23 protein-coding genes and 1 tRNA gene are annotated in these 19,527 nt (G+C 58.8%); 10 read left to right on the forward strand and 14 right to left on the reverse strand.

The window, feature by feature from the left end; translation table 11 throughout:
• Positions 1-4: 4 nt before the first annotated feature.
• Entirely contained in the window at positions 5-256 is a 252-nt protein-coding gene (locus ACFSAG_RS04970; RefSeq protein ID WP_381511964.1) for a hypothetical protein, read from the forward strand.
• Here ACFSAG_RS04970 and ACFSAG_RS04975 read toward each other — a convergent pair.
• On the reverse strand, positions 253-1,776 hold the full coding sequence (locus ACFSAG_RS04975) for an acyl-CoA carboxylase subunit beta (RefSeq protein ID WP_381511966.1): 1,524 nt from the start codon (positions 1,774-1,776) through the stop codon (positions 253-255). The two genes, ACFSAG_RS04970 and ACFSAG_RS04975, sit on opposite strands and share 4 nt — an antisense overlap.
• Positions 1,777-1,831: 55 nt before the next feature.
• Positions 1,832-2,275: a hypothetical protein gene (locus ACFSAG_RS04980; RefSeq protein WP_374611935.1), complete on the reverse strand. Its 444-nt coding sequence runs from the start codon at positions 2,273-2,275 to the stop codon at positions 1,832-1,834.
• 239 nt (positions 2,276-2,514) lie between these two features.
• Between ACFSAG_RS04980 and ispG the strand changes: the two genes are divergently transcribed.
• The 5 genes from ispG to ACFSAG_RS05005 are packed head-to-tail and all read left to right on the forward strand — an operon-like array spanning position 2,515 to position 6,104.
• Positions 2,515-3,654: a flavodoxin-dependent (E)-4-hydroxy-3-methylbut-2-enyl-diphosphate synthase gene (gene ispG / locus ACFSAG_RS04985; RefSeq protein ID WP_381511970.1), complete on the forward strand. Its 1,140-nt coding sequence runs from the start codon at positions 2,515-2,517 to the stop codon at positions 3,652-3,654.
• Positions 3,655-3,674: 20 nt separating this feature from the next.
• Positions 3,675-4,568: an EamA family transporter gene (locus tag ACFSAG_RS04990; protein WP_381511973.1), complete on the forward strand. Its 894-nt coding sequence runs from the start codon at positions 3,675-3,677 to the stop codon at positions 4,566-4,568.
• Entirely contained in the window at positions 4,565-5,047 is a 483-nt protein-coding gene (locus ACFSAG_RS04995) for a GNAT family N-acetyltransferase (protein ID WP_381511976.1), read from the forward strand. Before ACFSAG_RS04990 ends, ACFSAG_RS04995 begins: the two co-directional genes overlap by 4 nt.
• The gene (locus ACFSAG_RS05000) at positions 5,044-5,562 is read left to right on the forward strand and encodes a thioredoxin domain-containing protein (protein WP_381511979.1); all 519 of its coding nucleotides are present in this window, start codon (positions 5,044-5,046) and stop codon (positions 5,560-5,562) included. Before ACFSAG_RS04995 ends, ACFSAG_RS05000 begins: the two co-directional genes overlap by 4 nt.
• A 23-nt stretch (positions 5,563-5,585) precedes the next feature.
• Positions 5,586-6,104, forward strand: coding sequence for a retropepsin-like aspartic protease family protein (locus ACFSAG_RS05005; RefSeq protein WP_381511982.1), 519 nt, complete (start codon positions 5,586-5,588; stop codon positions 6,102-6,104).
• Between the two features lie 2 nt (positions 6,105-6,106).
• Here ACFSAG_RS05005 and metW read toward each other — a convergent pair whose 3' ends face one another.
• Positions 6,107-6,697, reverse strand: coding sequence for a methionine biosynthesis protein MetW (gene metW / locus ACFSAG_RS05010; RefSeq protein WP_381511985.1), 591 nt, complete (start codon positions 6,695-6,697; stop codon positions 6,107-6,109).
• Positions 6,694-7,815: a homoserine O-acetyltransferase MetX gene (gene metX, locus ACFSAG_RS05015; RefSeq protein ID WP_381512046.1), complete on the reverse strand. Its 1,122-nt coding sequence runs from the start codon at positions 7,813-7,815 to the stop codon at positions 6,694-6,696. The genes metW and metX overlap by 4 nt, the downstream gene beginning before the upstream one ends.
• A 79-nt stretch (positions 7,816-7,894) precedes the next feature.
• Between metX and hisC the strand changes: the two genes are divergently transcribed.
• Together hisC and ACFSAG_RS05025 are read left to right on the forward strand one after the other, a co-directional pair.
• The gene (gene hisC / locus ACFSAG_RS05020; protein ID WP_381511988.1) at positions 7,895-8,992 is read left to right on the forward strand and encodes a histidinol-phosphate transaminase; all 1,098 of its coding nucleotides are present in this window, start codon (positions 7,895-7,897) and stop codon (positions 8,990-8,992) included.
• On the forward strand, positions 8,992-9,897 hold the full coding sequence (locus tag ACFSAG_RS05025; protein ID WP_381511990.1) for a prephenate/arogenate dehydrogenase family protein: 906 nt from the start codon (positions 8,992-8,994) through the stop codon (positions 9,895-9,897). Before hisC ends, ACFSAG_RS05025 begins: the two co-directional genes overlap by 1 nt.
• A 15-nt stretch (positions 9,898-9,912) precedes the next feature.
• Here the strand turns inward: ACFSAG_RS05025 and ACFSAG_RS05030 are convergent, their stop codons facing one another.
• Genes ACFSAG_RS05030 through ftsE form a run of 4 tightly spaced genes read right to left on the reverse strand, consistent with a single transcriptional unit; the run spans position 9,913 to position 12,750 of the window.
• Positions 9,913-10,599, reverse strand: a complete 687-nt coding sequence (locus ACFSAG_RS05030; RefSeq protein WP_381511993.1) for a lysophospholipid acyltransferase family protein — start codon at positions 10,597-10,599, stop codon at positions 9,913-9,915.
• Positions 10,600-10,604: 5 nt separating this feature from the next.
• Positions 10,605-11,135, reverse strand: coding sequence for a YdcF family protein (locus ACFSAG_RS05035; protein WP_381511996.1), 531 nt, complete (start codon positions 11,133-11,135; stop codon positions 10,605-10,607).
• Positions 11,132-12,028, reverse strand: a complete 897-nt coding sequence (locus tag ACFSAG_RS05040) for a cell division protein FtsX (protein ID WP_381511999.1) — start codon at positions 12,026-12,028, stop codon at positions 11,132-11,134. Before ACFSAG_RS05040 ends, ACFSAG_RS05035 begins: the two co-directional genes overlap by 4 nt.
• Positions 12,029-12,036: 8 nt before the next feature.
• Positions 12,037-12,750, reverse strand: a complete 714-nt coding sequence (ftsE, locus tag ACFSAG_RS05045) for a cell division ATP-binding protein FtsE (protein WP_374611958.1) — start codon at positions 12,748-12,750, stop codon at positions 12,037-12,039.
• Positions 12,751-12,898: 148 nt separating this feature from the next.
• Between ftsE and ACFSAG_RS05050 the strand changes: the two genes are divergently transcribed.
• Positions 12,899-13,783: an MJ0042-type zinc finger domain-containing protein gene (locus ACFSAG_RS05050; protein WP_381512003.1), complete on the forward strand. Its 885-nt coding sequence runs from the start codon at positions 12,899-12,901 to the stop codon at positions 13,781-13,783.
• Positions 13,784-13,790: 7 nt separating this feature from the next.
• On the opposite strand, the gene ACFSAG_RS05055 is transcribed toward ACFSAG_RS05050, so the two are convergent.
• A complete protein-coding gene (locus tag ACFSAG_RS05055; RefSeq protein ID WP_381512006.1) occupies positions 13,791-13,997 on the reverse strand; it encodes a hypothetical protein in 207 nt (68 codons plus the stop codon).
• 210 nt (positions 13,998-14,207) lie between these two features.
• On the opposite strand from ACFSAG_RS05055, the gene ACFSAG_RS05060 reads away from it, so the two are divergent.
• Positions 14,208-14,294 (forward strand) — tRNA-Leu (locus ACFSAG_RS05060).
• A 400-nt stretch (positions 14,295-14,694) separates the two neighbouring features.
• Here the strand turns inward: ACFSAG_RS05060 and ACFSAG_RS05065 are convergent.
• The 5 genes from ACFSAG_RS05065 to ACFSAG_RS05085 form a co-directional block, all read right to left on the reverse strand.
• Positions 14,695-16,329 carry a recombinase family protein gene (locus tag ACFSAG_RS05065; RefSeq protein WP_381512009.1) on the reverse strand — a complete coding sequence of 545 codons (1,635 nt, stop codon included), beginning with the start codon at positions 16,327-16,329 and terminating at the stop codon, positions 14,695-14,697.
• Positions 16,326-16,754, reverse strand: coding sequence for a DUF2924 domain-containing protein (locus ACFSAG_RS05070; protein WP_381512013.1), 429 nt, complete (start codon positions 16,752-16,754; stop codon positions 16,326-16,328). The genes ACFSAG_RS05065 and ACFSAG_RS05070 overlap by 4 nt, the downstream gene beginning before the upstream one ends.
• Positions 16,754-17,023 (reverse strand): DUF3489 domain-containing protein, encoded by a 270-nt coding sequence (locus tag ACFSAG_RS05075; RefSeq protein WP_381512016.1) that lies wholly within the window; start codon positions 17,021-17,023, stop codon positions 16,754-16,756. Before ACFSAG_RS05075 ends, ACFSAG_RS05070 begins: the two co-directional genes overlap by 1 nt.
• Positions 17,024-17,514: 491 nt before the next feature.
• Positions 17,515-18,297 carry an HNH endonuclease gene (locus tag ACFSAG_RS05080; RefSeq protein ID WP_381512019.1) on the reverse strand — a complete coding sequence of 261 codons (783 nt, stop codon included), beginning with the start codon at positions 18,295-18,297 and terminating at the stop codon, positions 17,515-17,517.
• On the reverse strand, positions 18,294-19,527 hold a 1,234-nt coding region (locus tag ACFSAG_RS05085; protein ID WP_381512022.1), incomplete at its 5' end, for a hypothetical protein. The genes ACFSAG_RS05085 and ACFSAG_RS05080, both read right to left, overlap by 4 nt.

Below are 19,527 nucleotides of genomic sequence, written 5' to 3' on the forward strand. Positions count from 1 at the left end.
TGAAATGCTACACTTGTTTTTCGACAAACAACCCTGGTTCCGTGCCAAACGCTATGGTTATGGCGCAGGGTTGCCTATGAAATGGCAGGGTTGGGTGCTGATGCTCGCGCATATCGCACTCATAATGGGGCTCGGCATCAGCATCGGTGATCGACCCGAAGTGGCGTTACCGCTGCTGCTGCTTGCAGGCTTTGCGCCGCTTCCCATCTATGCCGCAAAGACCGAGGGCGGCTGGCGTTGGCGCTGGGGTGACTAGGCCGCCCCCAATTTCGCCCAAGCCAGATTGGCATATTCGCACAGCAACGGCCGGGTATCACGCGGGTCGATAATATCTTCGACATTGAACTTTTCGGCCGTGCGGAAGGGGGAGGTTACGGCATTGAGCCGCGCCTTGATCTCTTCCAGTTTTGCCGCCGGATCATCCGCTGCCGCAATCTCCGATTTGTACGCCGCTTCCAGCCCGCCCGCGATCGGCAGGCTGCCCCAATCGCCTGATGGCCAAGCGAAACGATATTGGAAGCGTTCGCCATTCGACATCGCGCTGCCGGCAATGCCATAGGCGCGGCGGACAATGACCGAGGCCCAGGGTACTGTCGCCTTGTACACCGCGTTCATCGCTTCAACGCCATAGCGAATTGTGCCGGTACGCTCTGCCTCCAGCCCGACCATGAAGCCGGGATTGTCGACCAGATGGACGACGGGCAATTTGAACTGCTCTGCCGTTTCGACAAAGCGCTTCACCTTCTGGCTCGTCAGCGCCTCCCACGATCCGCCCAGATAAGTCGGATCGCTGGCGAGCACTGCAACAGGCCAGCCATCGAGCCGCGCAAAGGCCGTGATTGCTGCCCGCCCCCAACGGCGACCCATTTCGAACACGCTGCCTTTGTCAAACACCGACGCCATAACGGCGCGCATCGAATAGACTTGCTTGTCTTCACGCGGAACGATTGAGAGTAGCTTTTCATCGCGGCGATCAACCGGATCGTGCGGCGCCGTGCGCGCAGCGAACTTGCCTACGGATGATGGCAGATAGGATAGGAAGGCGCGGGCATAGGCAAAGGCCTCGTCCTCGCTAGCCACTTCCTCATCGACCACGCCGTTGCGGGCATGAATTTCGCTGCCGCCCAATTCTTCCTTCGACAGTTCATCGCCAATCTGCGCCGCAACCACTGGCCCGGCGGCGAAGAGCTGGCTTAGGCCTTTCACCATGATCGAATAATGGCTGGCGACCGTGCGCGCCGCGCCCATCCCCGCCGTCGGGCCGAGGGCAAGAGCGACCACGGGGACCGTTTCCAGATTCTTGATGATGTCTTCCCAGCTCGGCGTCACCGGCACATAGGTGTAGCCGGTATCCTCAAGCGTCTTGACCGAGCCACCACCACCCGTGCCATCAATCATGCGGATCAGCGGCAGGCCCATAGTGTGCGCCATCTTTTCGCACTGCACGAATTTGCGGTGCAGCGCTGCATCGGCTGCCCCGCCGCGGACGGTGAAGTCATCCGCGCTGGCGACAACGGGGCGGCCATCAATCCGGCCGCGACCAAAAATGAAATTGGATGGGCTGAATTCGGCGAGGTCGCCATGTTCATCATAGCTGCCTTTGCCGGCAATCTTTCCGATCTCGCGAAAGCTATCCGGATCAAGCAGTCGCTTCAACCGTTCGCGCGCGTCGAGCTTGCCCTGCCCGTGCTGCCTTGCGAGCTTCTCCTCGCCCCCCATTTTCTCCGCCAGCGCTTCACGCTCGCGCAGATGCTCGATCTCTCTCTCCCAGCTCATGCGATTCGCATAGCGGGTAAAAGGCGGGCGCTGCAAGCGCGCCCGCCAGTTGTTTTCATTTGAAGTTGAGTTGGCGCAGCAGGAATGAACCCATCACCGTGCGATATTTGGCGCGGTCGCCCGATGCGGCCTCCATTTGCGCGTCGGTCTGCTTCATGAATTCGCGATAGGCCGTGGCGCGTTTTTCCTCTTCAGCGGCATCTGGCAAGGTCGAGAAGGATGTCACCAGATAGATGTCCGGCTCTCCCGGGCGCGCATGGACATTGGCCAGCACCTGATAGCCAGTGATCCAACCCTTGGATTTGGCAAATTCCTGGTTCTTCCGCCATGTATTGGCGAGGAATGTTGCATATTCGAATCCACCGCCATCGCTGACGTCGATCATGCCGACATCTTCATAATCACCTGGCGTGAAAGGCGAATTTTGCGCTGCAGCTGGCGAAGCAGCAGACAGCACAAAGGGAGCGGCGACGAGCGCCGCAAACATCAATTTACGCATGACTTTCCTCCTCTTATGTGCCCCGAAATACGGAGCCCCCACCTTGTCGCCATTCGGGCGACCCAAATATCCGGTTGAGGACAAGGAGCGCGGACGCTGCGCCTATTGTAAACCAGAGTCAAATGTAAAATACACCTATTAACAAAGGCATAGGCTTAAAGTTTGGGCGCTGGGCCGGGCGCTTTGAGAGGTGAAGCTCCGCATTGCCCCGCGCGGCAAGCCGCCCTATATCGCATCGCATGTCTTCCGTACGCCCTTGGCGCGACATCGCGCGACGCAAATCCCGCCAGATCATGGTCGGTAAAGTGCCCGTTGGGGGTGATGCCCCGATTTCGGTGCAGACCATGACGAACACGCTGACCTCGGATGCCAAGGCGACGATCGACCAGATTCGCCGCTGTGAAGATGCGGGCGTAGACATCATCCGCGTATCCTGCCCCGATGTCGAAAGCACCGCCGCACTCAAGCAGATTGTTCGCGCGGCGCGTGTGCCGGTCGTTGCCGACATTCATTTCCATTATAAGCGGGCACTTGAGGCCGCGGATGCGGGTGCGGCGTGCCTGCGCATCAACCCCGGCAACATCGGCAGCGCCGAACGGGTGAACGAAGTCGTCAACGCGGCCAAGGCCAATGGCTGTGCGATCCGCATCGGCGTGAATGCCGGCAGTTTGGAGAAAGACCTTCTCGAAAAATATGGCGAACCCTGCCCCGAGGCGCTCATTGAATCTGCTCTCGACCATATCAAGCTGCTGCAGGATCGCGATTTTCACGAATACAAGGTCGCAGTGAAGGCGTCCGACGTGTTCCTCGCGGTATCGGCCTATATGGGCCTCGCCGAAGCGGTCGATTGCCCACTCCATCTGGGTATCACCGAAGCAGGCGGGCTAATCGGCGGAACGGTGAAGTCGGCGCTCGGCATCGGCAACCTTCTCTGGGCCGGGATTGGTGACACCATCCGCGTCAGCCTCTCGGCAGAGCCCGAAGAGGAAGTGCGCGTCGGCTATGAAATCCTGAAGACGCTCGGCCTGCGTACCCGCGGCGTCCGCGTTGTCTCCTGCCCATCCTGCGCGCGGCAGGGCTTTGATGTTATCCGCACGGTGCAGAAACTCGAAGACGCGCTCCAGCATATCAAGACGCCGATGTCGCTTTCGGTGCTTGGCTGCGTGGTCAACGGCCCGGGCGAAGCGCGCGAGACCGATATCGGCATTACCGGCGGCGGTAATGGCAAGCATATGGTCTATCTCTCGGGCGTTACCGATCACCATGTCGAGGATGCCGACATGATCGGCCACATCGTCAAACTGGTCGAAGCCAAGGCTGCCGAGATCGAAGCCGGCACCGCAGTCAGCATGGATACGCTGCACGGCAAGGCTGCCTGAGCGCGGCCGGGGGCAGGGCAATGCCGACACGCCAAGGGCTGCCGCCCATGCACTTGCTGCTGGCGGTGGCCATCATGGCGGTGTGGGGCACGAACTTTGTCGTCATCAAATTTGCGCTGGAGCATCTGCCGCCGCTGACCTTGGCACTGCTGCGGTTCACGCTCGCTTTTTTCCCTCTCGCCTTCATCCTGCCCAGGCCAAAGGTCGGCTGGGCCAACCTTGCCGCTTATGGCGTGCTGATCGGGGCAGGGCAGTTCGGCATTTTGTTCACCGCGATGCGGGCGGACATCACCCCCGGCCTTGCTTCGCTGGTGGTGCAGACGCAGGTCTTTTTCACAATCTTTCTCTCGATGCGGCTGACGGGCGAAAAGGTCGGGCTGTATCAGCTCGTCGCGCTTTTGCTGGCGAGTAGCGGGCTTGCGGTAATCGCCTTCCATACCGATGGCAGCGCAACGCCGCTGGGCCTTGGACTGGTGCTGCTGGCGGCGTTCAGCTGGTCGAGCGGGAATATGGTCGCACGGCAGGCGGCGCCACAGAATATGCTCGCCTATGTCGTATGGTCGAGCATCTTTGCCGTGCCTCCTCTGTTGCTGTTCGCGCTGCTGCTTGAAGGGCCGCAGGCAATGCTTGCCGGAATGGAGGCTGCCGATGCCGCAACTTGGGCTGCGGTGCTCTGGCAATCGGTTGGCAACACCATGTTCGGCTATGCGGCCTGGGGCTGGCTGCTCAACCGCCACCCCGCCGGGGTTGTGGCGCCGATGGCGCTGATGGTGCCGGTTTTCGGAATGGGTGCATCGGCGCTGCTGCTGGGTGAGCCGTTGCAATCGTGGAAGTTGATCGCTTTCGCTTTGGTAATGGCGGGGCTTTCGGTGGGCATGCTATGGCCGCGGATCAGACAGGGAATGGGAAAATGACGCTTTCGATACGATCTGCCCGCGCAGAGGACATACCCCTCATCGCGCAATTCATCCGCGACCTCGCGGAATATGAACGGTTGGCGCACGAGGTGCGTTTTGACGAGGCGGTGCTGCAGGCAAAATTGTTTGGCCCGCGCCCTTATGCCGAGGTGCTGATTGGTGAGATTGATAGCGAACCGCAGGGCTTTGCACTCTTCTTCCACAATTTCTCGACCTTTGAGGGGAAGCCGGGAATCTATCTTGAAGATCTGTTCGTGCGCCCCGAAGCGCGCGGTTCGGGACTCGGCAAGGCATTGCTCAAGCGGCTCGCCGCGCTGGCGGTCGAGCGCGATTGTGCACGGCTCGAATGGTCGGTGCTCGATTGGAACGAACCTTCGATCCAATTCTATTTGGGCCTGGGCGCCAAGGCGATGGACGAATGGACAATCTATCGCGTCGATGGCGGTGCATTGGGCGAATTGGCGAAAGGCGGATGATGCACGCGATCCTGTTTGCGCTGGCGGCGGCCGCACCCTCAACCACGCCAACGCCCGTCCCCGCGCCTCCGCCCTATCGCGAGGCGCAGCCCGAAGACCGCTTTTCGACGGTCGCTTTTGATCCCACCGCGGATGCCGCGTCCGAACTGGAATTCGTGCAGAAAGGTGTGGCGATTTCGGGCAAGAAACTGCTCATTATCATGGGCGGAAACTGGTGCCATGACAGTGCCGCACTCGCGAACCTGATCGATTCCCCGCGCTTTGTTGGCATGATCACCCAGAATTACGAGGTGCTGTTCGTCGATGTCGGTGTTCCGCAAACCGGCAATGGCCGCAACCTCGAAATCGCCAAGCGCTTTGGCATCAAGAAGTTGAAAGGCACGCCCACGGTGCTGGTGGTGTCACCGCTAGGCAAGCTGCTCAACAGCAAGAAAGACGCCGCAAGTTGGCGCGACGCCGCCAGCCGCGATGAGGATGCGGTTTATAGCTATTTTGCGGAGTTTACCGCCGGTTAAACCAACGCAGCTAAAGCGGGGCAATGTATTGGAAACTGCTCGCGCCCATCTTTGCGCTGGCCCTCGCGATTGGCTGGTTCTTCCCGCGCGACCTTGCTCCGCATGAAGCGACGGGCGAGACCAATCATTTTGTCATTACCAAGACCGACAAGGCCGATAATGTCGGTTCGGGCGTTTATGATGCGGTTGAGCTGGAGCGGCAGCCCGACGGCCATTTCTATGCCGAGGCAGAGGTGGATGGCACAGGCATCCGCTTCCTTGTCGATACCGGTGCGAGCATGATTGCGCTCAACGGCGAAGATGCCGAAGCGCTGGGCCTCAGTTGGAGCGAGGATGAGCTCCAGCATGTCGGCCGCGGGGTGAATGGCGATGTGTTCGGAAAGCCGGTGAAGCTCGCCAGCGTGACGGTCGGCGATTTGCAGGCCGACGATGTCGAGGCGGTGATCATCCCCAAGGGGCTTGATGTGTCGCTGCTCGGCCAGTCCTTCCTTGCCCGCGTCGATAATGTCGCGATCGAAGGCGACCGGATGACGCTGAACTAGACCTACCGTTTCAGCAGGAATACCGCATGTTCGGCGAGCAGGTTGGCAAGCCCAGCGCCGCGCCGTTTCTCACCAGACAGATACCATTCGCCTTCGATGCTATAGCCGCGATCCTCAACAAAACTTTTGAAGTCGTCGATCGTCACATGGTGGATGTTGGGCGTATCATACCAGCGGTGCGGCAATTGCTTGGTCACCGGCATCCGCCCGCCAAACATATGCGCGAAGCGGATCTTCCACTGCGCGAAATTGGGGAATGAGACAAAGGCCTGTTTACCGATGCGCAGCAACTGGTCGAGCACAAGATCGGGTCGCCTCGTGGTCTGCAATGTCTGGCTGAGCACGGCATAGTCGAACGAGTCATCGGGATAGTCGGCAAGGTCGGTATCGGCATCGCCCTGCACCACTGCCAATCCGCGCGTCACAGCATTGGCAACATTCACCGGATCGATTTCCATGCCGCGTGCGTCGATGCCTTTGGAATCGCGTAGCGCCGCCATCAACGCGCCATCGCCGCAGCCGACATCAAGAACGCGCGCGCCCGTGGGGATGGTTTCGGCAATAACGGCAAGGTCGGGGCGCAGTGCTGTCATAGCCCGCCTGCTTTCAGGAAACCGTCGATGATGCGGTTCATTTCGGGCGCGTCTAGCAGGAAAGCATCATGGCCGAAGGGGCTCGATAGCTCGACAAAACTCGCAGCAGCTCCGGCCGCGTTAAGCGCCTGCACGATGCGTTTCGATTCGATGGTCGGGTAAAGCCAGTCGCTGTCAAAACTGACCAGGCAGAAACGGGTACGCGTGCCCTGGAAGGCCTTGGCGAGTACGCCGCTATGCTCCTCAGCAAGGTCGTAATAATCCATTGCGCGGGTGATATAGAGATAGGAGTTGGCATCGAAACGCTCGACAAAGCTCAATCCCTGATAACGCAAATAGCTTTCGACCTGGAAATCGGCGTCGAAACCGAAAGTCTTGGTTTCGCGATCCTGTAATTGGCGGCCGAACTTCTCGGTCAGCCCGGCTTCGGACAGATAGGTGATGTGTGCCGCCATGCGCGCGACCGCAAGGCCGGCATCGGGCTGGTCGACCGAGCCGTAATAATTGCCGCTTTGCCAGTTGGGATCTGCCATGATCGCCTGCCGCCCCACTTCGTGGAACGCGATGTTCTGCGCGCTGTGCCGCGCGGTAGAGGCGATCACGATCGCCGACTGCACCCGATCCGGAAATAGCGAGGCCCAGGTGAGCGCCTGCATCCCGCCCATCGATCCGCCGATGACGCATGCGAGGCGTTCAATGCCCAGATGGTCGAGCAATATCGCCTGTGCGCGTACCATGTCGGCAATGGTGATAACGGGAAAGTCCATCGCATAGGGCTGCCCGGTGCCAGGGTCGAAGCTGGCCGGGCCGGAACTGCCCATGCAGCTGCCGAGCACATTGATGCAGATGATGCAGTGGCGCGATGGATCGACCGGTTTGCCTTCCCCCACCAAGCGCGTCCACCAGCCGGGCTTGCCCGTCACCGGATGGGTTGAGGCGACATATTGGTCTCCGGTCAGCGCATGGCAGACCAGGATCGCATTCGATTTGTCGGCGTTGAGTTCGCCATAGGTTTCATAGGCGAATTCCACGGGCGCAAATTGCACGCCGCTGTCGAGCCGTACCGGCCCCAGCAGTTTCGTCCGCCTGTCGAGGCCAAAGCGACCGTCTTCACCCATGGTTTGCGCCATATCAGGCAAGGCGGTTAAAACAATAGCTTGGTTGCACGGGCGGCGGGGCAAGGCTATGGCGCGCGCCATGACACAGCCTGAAGCCAAACCCTGGATCAACGCCATTCACGCCTACACGCCTGGCAAGGCGAAGAGCGATGACGGCCGCGTGCTGATCAAACTGTCGGCCAACGAAAACCCTCTTGGCTGCAGTGAGCAGGCGACGGCGGCGTTGGTGGAAGCGCGTTCGACGCTCGCTCGCTATCCCGACCCGGCTTCGAACGCGCTGCGTGAGGCGCTGGGTCAGGCTTATGGATTGGAAGCCGACCAGATCGTTTGCGGCACCGGATCGGACGAACTGCTCAACCTGATCGCGATGGGCTATGCCGGCGCAGGCGATGAGATCATCTATGTTCGCTATGGCTTTTCGGTATACGATATCGCTGCGCGTAAATGCGCCGCAACGGTGGTTGTCGCCCCCGACAAGGATTATGGCACCGACGTCGATGCGCTGCTCGCGCTGGTTAATGAAAAGACCCGCGTGGTCTTCCTCGCCAATCCCAACAATCCCACGGGCACCTATAGCGACGATGCCGAAATCGCGCGACTCCATGCCGGATTGCCGTCGGATTGCGTGCTCGTTCTCGATCAGGCCTATGGCGAATATCTGGAAGATGATGGTCCCGCATCGTTCGATCTGGCGCGCAAGCATGCCAATGTCCTCATCACCCGCACTTTCTCGAAAATCTATGGCTTGGCTGCCGAGCGCATCGGCTGGGCCTATGGCCAACCGGGCCTGATCGCTACGCTGAACCGTATCCGCGCGCCGTTCAACGTCACCAGCGCTGGGCAGGCAGCGGCCATTGCCGCGCTCGCCGATACCGATTTTGTCGCGCACAGCCGCAAGCATAACCTGCACTGGCGCGATTGGATGGAGGGGGAGATTTCCGCGTTGTCAAACCATGGGCTTCGCGCGATCCCGAGCTGGGCAAACTTCCTGATGGTGATCTTTGAAGGCAAGGTCAGCGCCGAGACGGTCTACAAGGATCTGATGGACGAAGGCTATATCGTCCGCTGGCTGCCGGGGCAGGGGCTTGCCAACGGCCTGCGCATCACCATCGGCAGCGAAGAGGAAAATCTCGGTGTGATGGCAGCGATGCGCAAGATATTGGAACGGCACGGCTGATGCTGCCCTTTGCGCGCGTCTCGATCATCGGGCTGGGCCTTATCGGCTCCTCGATGGCGCGTGCGATCAAGGCGAACATGCCCGATGTTCGGGTGAACGGTTTTGACGCTGATCCAGACGTGCGCGAACGCGCTCGCGCATTGGGCTTTTGCGACGATATTGCCGACATCGCCGGTACCGCAGTCATCGATGCGGGGCTGGTGGTCTTGTGCGTCCCTGTTGGCGCGATGGGACCCGTCGCCGAACTGATAGCCGACGATCTTCCGGCCGATGCCATTGTCAGCGACGTGGGTAGTTGCAAGCAAAGCGTGGCAGAGGCCCTGGCTGCAGCGCTGCCGCAGGCGACCATCATTCCGGCGCATCCAGTTGCCGGCACCGAGAAAAGCGGCCCCGATGCCGGCTTTGCTACATTGTTCAAGGGCCGCTGGTGTATCCTCACCCCGCCTGCCGATGCACCCGAGGCTGCGGTTGAGGCGCTCTCCAGCTTCTGGCAACGCCTTGGTGCCGATGTCGAAATCATGGATGCGCGGCACCACGATTTGGTGCTCGCCGTTACCAGCCACCTGCCGCACCTGATTGCCTACACCATCGTTGGCACTGCCGATGATCTTGGTGAAGTGACACAGAGCGAAGTGATCAAATATTCCGCCGGCGGTTTCCGTGATTTCACCCGCATTGCCGCGTCCGATCCGGTGATGTGGCGCGACGTCTTCCTCAACAACAAGGAAGCCGTGCTCGAAATGCTGCAGCGTTTCAGTGAAGACCTGACAGCGCTGCAACGCGCGATCCGCTATGGCAAGGGTGACGAACTTGAGGCGCTCTTTGCCCGCACCCGCGATATCCGCCGTTCGATCGTCGAACAGGGGCAGGATGACGATGCCCCTGATTTCGGGCGCAAGCACTGAGGTCGGGCTAAGCGGCTAATCGTTCAGCGCATTGATCGCTGCATGCACGCGCGCTTCCACCTCTTCGCGCGGCAGGCCAGCCGGGATGGTTTCCCCGACCTTGTACGTCATTGTCCCGCTATGCCACCAAGGCTTATTCTTCGGCGTCAGCTTTCCGCTGTCGACGGCGATCGGAACAACCGGCATCCCGAGAAGCTTGTAGAGTCCGGCGAAACCCGATTGCAATGGCGGCCTCTCGCCATGCGGAACGCGCGTTCCTTCCGGAAATATCACGATGGGCCGCCCCTCTGCCTGCATCTGCCGCGCCAGCGCCAGCATAGCGCGCAGGCCGCTTGCCCCGGCCTGCCGGTCAACGGGTATCATGCCATAGGCCTTTGCGGCCGGGCCCCAACCGGGAATGTCAAACAGTTCCCGCTTGGTGATCACCGCCGGCAGGCGAAACATGCGCGGCATGTCGATCGTTTCGAACATCGCCTCATGCTTGATCGCAAACAGCACCGGCTCTTGCGGCAAGGTGCCATCGACCACGGTCTTGATGCCTAGCAGCCACCGGGCACAGCCATGGTGGAATCGGCTCCAGCCATGCACCGATTTGCGCAGCAGGGGCGTCGAAATGCGTGAGCCGAGCAGTGCACTCAAAACATAGGGCACCGATCCCACATAGAAAATGATGCCAAAGAGCAGTGAGCGCAGCATGAACATGGGTTTCAAACGCCGGCAATTGCCGCCGCGCCGCGCAGCCAGAATTTGTTATATTCCCGGAACAATATGTAGAAGCTCGGGCGCGTCGGAACGGCGTCTGCAACGATTTCGACATCGTCAGGCAAGGCAATCTCCAGTTCCAAAAGCCCCCGGCGCATGTGCCAGTCATGCGTTACAACGCGCAATGTGGTGATTTTGTTGCGTGCCACCCAACGGGCAGTTTCAAGGGCATTGGAACGCGTATCCACTGCGCGGAAACCAAGGTCGATGCAGCAATTGAACAGCTTCATCGGGCGCTTATACTCGGCGGCAAGTTCCCCCGGCTTCACGTCCAGATCGACCCCGGAAATCAGCATCCGACGCGCCTTACGTTTTTCCATCACCTCAAGCCCGCGGTCGATCCGCTTCGGACCGCCGGTCAGCACCACCACGCCGTCGGTCTGCTCGAGCTCGGCCGGTTGCGGCAAAAAGATCGCAAACCACATGAAGCCCAGCATCCATATGAGCAGGATCGAAGAGAGGAAGCGTCGGATCATAGCATCTTCTTGAGCGCCGATAGCACCGTCCAACGGGCCATCGCCATTGAAAGACCCGTAACCGCGACTGGAATGAACAGCAAGAGAAGCCATCCATAAAGCGGAACCGAAGCGCCAGCCAGCAATCCGGGTTCAAGCGCCGCCACACGCTCACCTAGCGACAGGATCACGACAACCGCCAAAGCAAGCCCCAGCACGCCACCGAAAAGCGAATCGAGCGCGACCCGGCGTTGAAACAAGCGCGCCACCTGCAGGTCGGTGCCCCCCATCATATGCATGATTTCGATCGTGCCCTTGTGCGTGTTGAGCGCGCCGCGCACGGCGAGGGCGACGGTTGCACCAGTTGCAAAGAGCAACAGCAACACAATGGCAAGCGCCAGCCAGAGCATCGAAGCAATCAGATCGAACCATGGCTTCAGCCATTGGGCATTGCCATCAATGCGTACCGACGGCGCGATGCGCGAAAGGTCTCGCTTGATCGATTGAAGCCGCGCTGCATCGGGCGCGTTGCTGAATTCGACCTCGACCAGTGCGGGGACGGGAATGCCGCTGTCCGATGCGATATCGCCGAGCCAGGGTTCAAGCAGGGCGCGCGCTTCGCTTTCCGGGACAAGAGTCGCCGCCGTTATGCCCGGCTGTTTGCGCAACAGCGAAGCGACTTCGCGTTGCTGCGCGACCCGCGCATCGGCGTCGGTCTCCAATATCTGCACCGTTGCCTGCCGCGACAGGGATTCGCTCCCCTGCCTTGCCGACTGTGCCAGTGCCAGCGCGGCTGCCGCGGCAATCAACGAAAGGAACAGCATGATCGCCATCACCCAGGGCATCGGGCCGGTGAAGCGCCCGTCGGGTATCAATTGTCGCTCGTGCGGATTGGCGGTGAAGGGCAATCTCATCCGCGCACCTAATTTCGCAAAACCAGAGGGCGCGGAGGATGGCGCAATGATCCGGTGGGATCCGAAAGGCGGCCCTTGTCGAGCCGCATCATCTGCGCACCTTCGATTTCCTGCAGCAGGTGGATATCGTGTGTTGCGACCACCACTGTTGTCCCGAGCCGGTTCAACGCGGCAAACAGCTTGAGCAGGCGCAGTGCCATATCAGGATCGACGTTGCCGGTAGGCTCGTCTGCAACCAGCATTTCGGGCCTGCCGATGACCGCACGGGCAATCGCCACCCGTTGCTGCTCACCCCCCGAAAGCGTTGCAGGCCGGGCCGACGAGCGTTCGGTCAATCCGATCCAGTCGAGCATTTCGTTCACCGGGCCCACAAGGTCGCGCTCAGATATTCCGGCGATGCGCAAGGGCAGGGCGATATTGTCAAACGCACTTAAATGCTGGACCAGCCGGAAATCCTGAAACACCACGCCGATCCTGCGGCGGAATCCGGGCAAGCGGCTACGCGGCATCGCGACCAGATCTTCACCGAACATGCGGATGGCCCCGCGGCTGGGGCGATGTGCCAGATAGAGCAGCTTGAGCAGCGACGTCTTGCCCGCACCGGATGCCCCGGTGAGGAAGTAGAAACTGCCCGGAAACAGCTTGAAGCTGACATCGGTCAGTGTCTCCGCTCCGGTGCCGTACCGCAGGCCCACATTATCGAATTCGGCAACGCTTTGCATCGCGCAACCGCATCGCATATTCGTTGCGGCTTCGCAAAGGCTTGTTGCACGGCAGGATGCCCGTCGATGGCGATAAAACGCGCTCCGTCCACAGCATAATCGCCAGATATGCTTGCATCGGCGAATCGCTGGTGTCTATGACTAGACCATGCTGCTGATCTGCCCGGAATGTCGGACCCGATATGTCGTTCCCGACAGCGCCATTGGCGCAAATGGCAGGCAGGTGCGCTGCGCGAATTGTCGGCACAGCTGGTTCCAGAGCGGCATCGAAAGCCCGCCAGCGCCCCCGGCACCTTCGATCGTGGCCCCACCCACAGCAGCGGAGCCGGCGCAAGATGACGCCGTTTCCAACGAAACCGACGAAAGCCCATCGGTGGCCCCCTCAGTCGCAGCTGCGGCCGAGCCGATGCAGGAAGATGTACCGGCAGAGGCAGACGCTGCCCCCGGATTCGCATCCTTCGCAGACGAACCGGCTGTGACAGCCAAAGAGGCGCCAGAGCTTCCCCAGCGTTTCACCACGCCTGCACCAGCGCCGGCTCCTGAACCCGTGGTCTACGCCGATCCTGAACCGGTAGAGACGCGCAGCCAGTTTGCGCGCGAACCGCTGTTCCGGCCGCGCCGCAATCCTGCAAAGCTGTGGACCTATGCCGCGATCGCCTTTGCGATACTGGTGACGGGCCTTGGCGCTGCGACATGGTATTATGGCTGGCTCGACAACAGTTTTGGTTCATCGATTGGTGAGCCTGACCTCAAAATCGTGCTGCACGACAATCTGGAACTGGGTCGCGATGCTGACGGTTCGCCCTATTTCATTGCCAGCGGCTCGATCGTCAATCCAACCGCACAAACACAGCGCGTTCCCGAACTTCTGGTGACGCTGAAAGATGCCAGCGGACGTCCTGTCTATAGCTGGACGATGAAGGCACCGGTCCGCACATTGGCACCTGGCGCCAAAGCCGATTTCAGCCAGCTTCGCCGCGACGTCCCGCTGGCCGCTTCGCGCATCAGCGTCGGTTGGGCGTTGGGCGGCTAACCCGTTTTCAGAAAAAGTCGATTTGCGGGGCGCCGTCGCGTGGCCCTGTTTGCCGCGCCGTCCCGCGCTCGACACGCTGGTCGCTCTTTGCCGGATCGACAGCCTCCATCCGCACGATCGTGACCGTAGCTGTGCCCACCGCCTGAACGCGTACAGGGACGGCAGGGGTTGCAGCAATCGCCGCAGCGGTCAGGGCTGATATCCATCCAGTCACAGACCGCGTTTAACGATTTGTTAACCCTCGTCGGCAATCCCGAAAGAGGGTTAATCTGCAGACAAATCCTCTCCTGCCCGCAAAAAGCTCGAGCGATGTCGACACTTGCCCCAAATCGCGACAGTTTCGGTTGCAGACATTATCGTGCAATTGCGGTTGCACGACCCATAGCCATTTGCTAGGGGCGCGCTCCTACCTGTCAGGGCGAGTGCGGTCATGGCGGAATTGGTAGACGCGCAACGTTGAGGTCGTTGTGGCCGAAAGGCCGTGGAAGTTCGAGTCTTCTTGACCGCACCAAGCAGTCCTAAGTTATTGTAAAACAATGATTTTGTGGACGCGCTTTTAGAGCAATCTGTCACCATCGATATTAGTGCTTGGACTGTGCGTGAAGTGGCATGGGGCACATTGTTAGCGCGTATTGTGCTTTGCTGATTGGGCGGTGTCATGGAATGACAAGATCTGGGTGGGAATTGTCATAAAATTCGAATCTTCTCGAAAGCACCAGACAGTCCAACAAGGTAACTTGTTCACCTCGTCATGTTATCGAATGCCTGAAAACTGCGCAGTTCTGCGCGGTTTGATAGGTCGATTTCAGTTATGTGAAGCGAGAGATTGGCCTTAACGCTGACAGAGGCCAAAAAAATGGCCGGTTTCTCTGTCCAGAAAAACCCGGCTTCACCTAGGATACGCTTGGCGTTCAGGCTGCAAAGCCTAGCAGCTTCTCTTGAGCAGCCCATTCGATCGGCAACTCTTGAGTGAGCAATGTTCGGCGGCTCAGTCCCTTGGGCTGAGAGCCATTAGCTATGGCTTCGATTATCTTTGGGCTGATCCACGACAAGCGGAGCAGTCGTGCCAATTGGGTTCGGCACCGCCCTTCACGTTTTGCCAACTGGTTTAGACTGAGCGCTGGTGACTCAAAAACAAGCCGCTGCGCGGCCATCGCGTCAGCGAAGAGTTCGATCAGGTCAGCCGAGGTGGGTGTCGATCCCTCGGAATCAATCCGCAACTTGGCTTCACGAAATGGCTTTTGTGTTGGACGCGCAATGAACCACCTCCAAAGGCCTTCTATCGCGATACCCATCGCATCCGGCTTTAGACAGATCTCCATCTGGTCTGTCTTGAAAGTGATTGAAGACACCAGCGAACGCAGAACTGGTTCAACTTTGCCTAACTCACGCAACTGAGATGCCAGCGACTGGGCAGAAGTGAACATCGTGCGAAGTTGCCCGGCTTCTTCGACACCGGACAGACGACGTAGCGAATGCTCGTCGGTTAGAAGTTGTTCAAGATGGGTTATGATGTGTTGCTCGAGATGACCTCGTTGGAAACGGGTGCTAGGTGGGTCACCCGGTCGTGCCAAATCCTTGCGCGTTTCATAATAGGTGTAGCGCCGTGTTTTGTTCGAACCATAAGTCGGAACCATAGGTCGGCCTTCGGTATCGCTCAGCAGACCTCTTAAGGGTGCCGCTTGGCGGTCATTGGTCGACCGTTTTCTTGGCGGTGCCTTTTCTTTGAGTTGAGCCTGTACCGCATCCCAAAGCTCTGCATCGACGATAGGCTCATGCTCGCCGTCATACACCTTGCCCTTATGGACGATCTTGCCGCGATAGACGGGGTTCTTGAGGAGGTAAAACAAGCTACCCCTTCGGAAAGGGATGCCGCCCCGATGAGGGCCGCCAGTCCGGTTTTGGACCTTGGTTAGGACACCCTCGCTTTGAAGCTGTTGGAGCAAAGCGGGTGCTGTCTTGATCTCCAAATATCTCTGCATGATGGTCCTGACTTGCTCGGCTTCGTTGGGCACAGGAACCAACTTCCGTTCAACGACCTGATAGCCAAGTGGTACCGGGCCACCCATCCACAGCCCTTTCTTCTTGGATGCGGCTATCTTGTCCCTGATGCGCTCACCGGTAACCTCGCGCTCGAACTGCGCGAAAGACAAGAGAACATTGAGCGTCAAGCGTCCCATGCTGGTGGTAGTGTTGAAAGCTTGCGTAACCGAGACGAAGCTTGCCTCCCTGGCATCCAGCCGCTCCACGATTTTTGCGAAGTCTGCGAGGCTTCGGGTCAGGCGGTCGACTTTGTAAACAACGATAACATCCACCAACCCCGCCTCGATGTCAGCCAACAATGCCTTGAGGCCCGGACGCTCCATGTTACCACCTGAGTAGCCGCCATCGTCGTAGCTATTGGGAAACAATGTCCACCCTTCGTGGCGCTGACTGAGAATATACGCCTCACATGCCTCGCGCTGGGCATCCAGGCTGTTAAACTCCTGTTCGAGTCCGTCCTCGGTAGACTTGCGGGTGTAAACGGCGCAGCGGAGTGTCCTCACTTCTTGGACTCCACCAATCCGAAGAAGAGTGGGCCACTTCGGTGCCCGCCGGTAATTGCACTCGCAATGCTAGTCAGCGTTTTCCAATGCTTTCCGTCATACTCAAAGCCATCCTTTAAAACTGTCACGCTATGTCCAACACCGTGCCAGTCGCGGACCAATCTGGTTCCCGGGGTTAGTTTGCGGGGTGCCAGCTGCTGCTTCTCCTCGCCAGTTCTTGTTGTAAATTGGCGTAGTAAAAGACGTGTCGAGCGGTCCAACCCACCTAGTCTTTGTTCCTGCAATTTATAGGCAATCCCCAATCGCAGAAGTTCAGGCGAGATGTTTGGTGCAGGCACGTCAAAACGACGTGCCCATTCGGCTTTGATCGCCTCAGGGTTTAGACCCGCCAGTTTCTCGAGCGTCATGTAGGAGCGGCGGCTCATTAGGACGCTCCAACCTGCAGCAATCTGTAAACGCTCGTCCCATCGTTCCGCTTGAACCTTCGCAGCGTCCGGCCTTGTTTGCGCAGCCCGGATAGAAAAGCTCGGTAGCTATGGGGCTGCCACCCAGTTGCCGTTTCCATGTCTGCAATAGAAGCGCCGGTTTTCCGACTTAGTAAGGATGCAACAATTGTGGCTTTGGATGGTCGCGTAGCGAGCAGCTTGGATGTTTGTCGTGGGCGTGTGGATTGAGTAAAATTGTTTGTGGTCATGGGTGGTTCTCCTTGCGGAGCGACGCTATTCGCCGCTTCCACCACCCAAAGCCCTGCCGTTCTTGCGGTCAGGGCTGCGGCTTGGAGGGCCGCGATTCAGTAATTCGACATTTGCTCGAACTCACTCCGAAGTCGAATGGAATAAGACAAATGCGCTCAAACTTTACCGAGGGTTCGAATCTCGCTCGCTCCGCCATTTAACCCATTGGAATCATTATATTCCATGGGCTAGGTGCAAAAAATCCCGAGCATTTCAAGGGTTATAGGTAACAGCCTCTCCACTGCACATCTGCGGTGCCGGGGCAAATTTGCTCTCTTAAGCCCGATATTCTCCGAAGCTCTCGACCGGACCTAATTTAGTGGATGGTCTTATCGCATTGAAAATGATGAACTTATTTTACACTCTGGTTGAAATTTTGAGATAAGCACTCATTCGTCGAGCACGCCCCATCATCAACTCCGCTCTATGCCTCTGCCCCAGATTGCAGCAACTATGCACTGATCCAAATGTGATTTCTGTGCCATTCGAGCCGACTTTTGTGCTCATCGGAAAGCACGAGTGTCGGCGACGTTGCTATCCCTAGGGCTTCTTGAGCACTTCCCCCCAGGCGCGGCGAAGGTACTGCACGCCCGCGATCATCAAATGTTACAAGGCCGCTATCAAAGGCCGCGTCCCACAGGGCTGAGAGCAATAGGCCATTGTGGACGTTCAAGCGCTCTTGGTCCGTATGGCATTCTGCCCATGGGATAATATGGGAGGCCTTCAAGAGTGCAGGATCCCTGATTCCGGTCAATGGGCAGGCCGCATTCCAGTAGTCCATTAAGGCAGATCGGAAGCGATCCTGACCTATGCGAGCTTTCTGAAGTCGTTCTGCCTCTGTGTCTCCCAGGCCAGCGATATCCCTGAGGTACTCTTCATACGGCAATGTCGGAAGGCTCAGTGACAGGCGGTACACGATACTGACTGCTTCGAAGAGCGCGCCCCGATCTGGAAAGGCAAAGGCGCCTGAATGACCTTTTGCACATGGTTGCGCCGGTTCAGCTTTCAGCTCCCGCGCAGCCCCAGGGTGAGCGACGGACAGGAAGAAGGGGCCAGACATGCCGTTTTTTGTCGCTGCGACGGCTATTTCACCCGGAGCCGAGGCAGACGAAAAGAACAGCCACCCAGCTGCCTGCCCCTGAGCTATACGATAGCCATGCTCGTTAGCAGCATCCTGGAGTTCTGATTGCAAGGCAAAAGGGTAATCGGTCAGGCGCGTCTTTGTATCGATCATGACACTGGTTCACCCTCAACCTCATGAACCACATACTGACGGAAAGCATCTGCTGTAGTAAAGCATCTGAACCCAGCTGAATTGGCCAAAGACATTAACTCGGCGCTTTCGTCAATCAGGACCGCGACTGCCTCGGTCAGCTCCTGTCGGACGCCCTGAGGCCACGCAATGTCGAGAACGGCTCGCTGTTCGCCAGTGGTATCATCCACCAGCTCATAGCCCAATAAGCCCTCCGCCAATCCGCGATTTTGCACCCATGCATTGAGCTCGACCAATTCGTTCTCTTCTGCCTCAGAGGCAAAGCCGCCGATTACTGCTGGCGCAGCAAGAACAGGCGCAGCATTCGATAGCCAGCGGTCCGCTTCAGGGCCAAGTAAGCCTGCCAACTGTTTGTTCGCTTCGGCAGCGAGCAGTTCACGCCGCGCCGCAAGGAAGTCCTGATATTTTTCAATCCGCCAAAGATTGCGATCTATCGGTATCCACTGAGATGCTAGCGCACCTGGATGGTTGGCTTCGATTTCCTCGAAATATACCTCGGGACGCTCATCGGAGATATTGAGATTTGTCCCCTTGGTCAGGAAGCAGAAATTGGCAATTGCATTGACATCCGCCCGGCTGAAATTCGCCTTATAGAGTTGGGCTTTGGGGAAGATGTGGTGGACTTCCAGTTTGCTGAGCTTGCCGAGCATCTCGGCCTTGAGAGGCAGACCTGTCCCCCAGTCGCGAGCTTCGGCCATGCGAGTAAGCATGTAGAGCACCGGATAGAAGCGCGATCCCATGTTCCAGCCAGTAAAATGGCCTGGCTCCACGCGGAGGCCCCCGTGCCAGAGGCGCAGCACGTCCAGCATGCGGTCGAGCCCGCCGGCTGATAGAGCTTCAAGATCCGCGTCGATGAAACTCTCTGTCGAACCCGAAAAACGCCCCCACATGGCAGCCTGAGCATACCAGAAAAGCAGCTTGTCTCGCTCTTGCTGACTCATCGGCCCGCTGTGCAGGTCGAGGTAGCGGGCCATCACAGGAACTGCACCCCGGCCGAAGAAAACTCGGTCGTGATCAAGTCCAAGGCGCCCAGCGATCAAGTTAAGAGCCGCATCAACATGCTTGCCAGCCCGCGAAAGAGCACCCTGCACTTCTTCAGCCGATCGCTCATGTAAGTGCAGGTGGACTTGTAACGGTTTTGCGCCGGTCACCTGAGCGTTTAGAGCTCGCAATAGGAGACCGAAGAGATGA

The organism is Sphingorhabdus buctiana, assembly GCF_042680825.1.
Classification (GTDB): Bacteria; Pseudomonadota; Alphaproteobacteria; order Sphingomonadales; family Sphingomonadaceae; genus Sphingorhabdus_B; species Sphingorhabdus_B buctiana.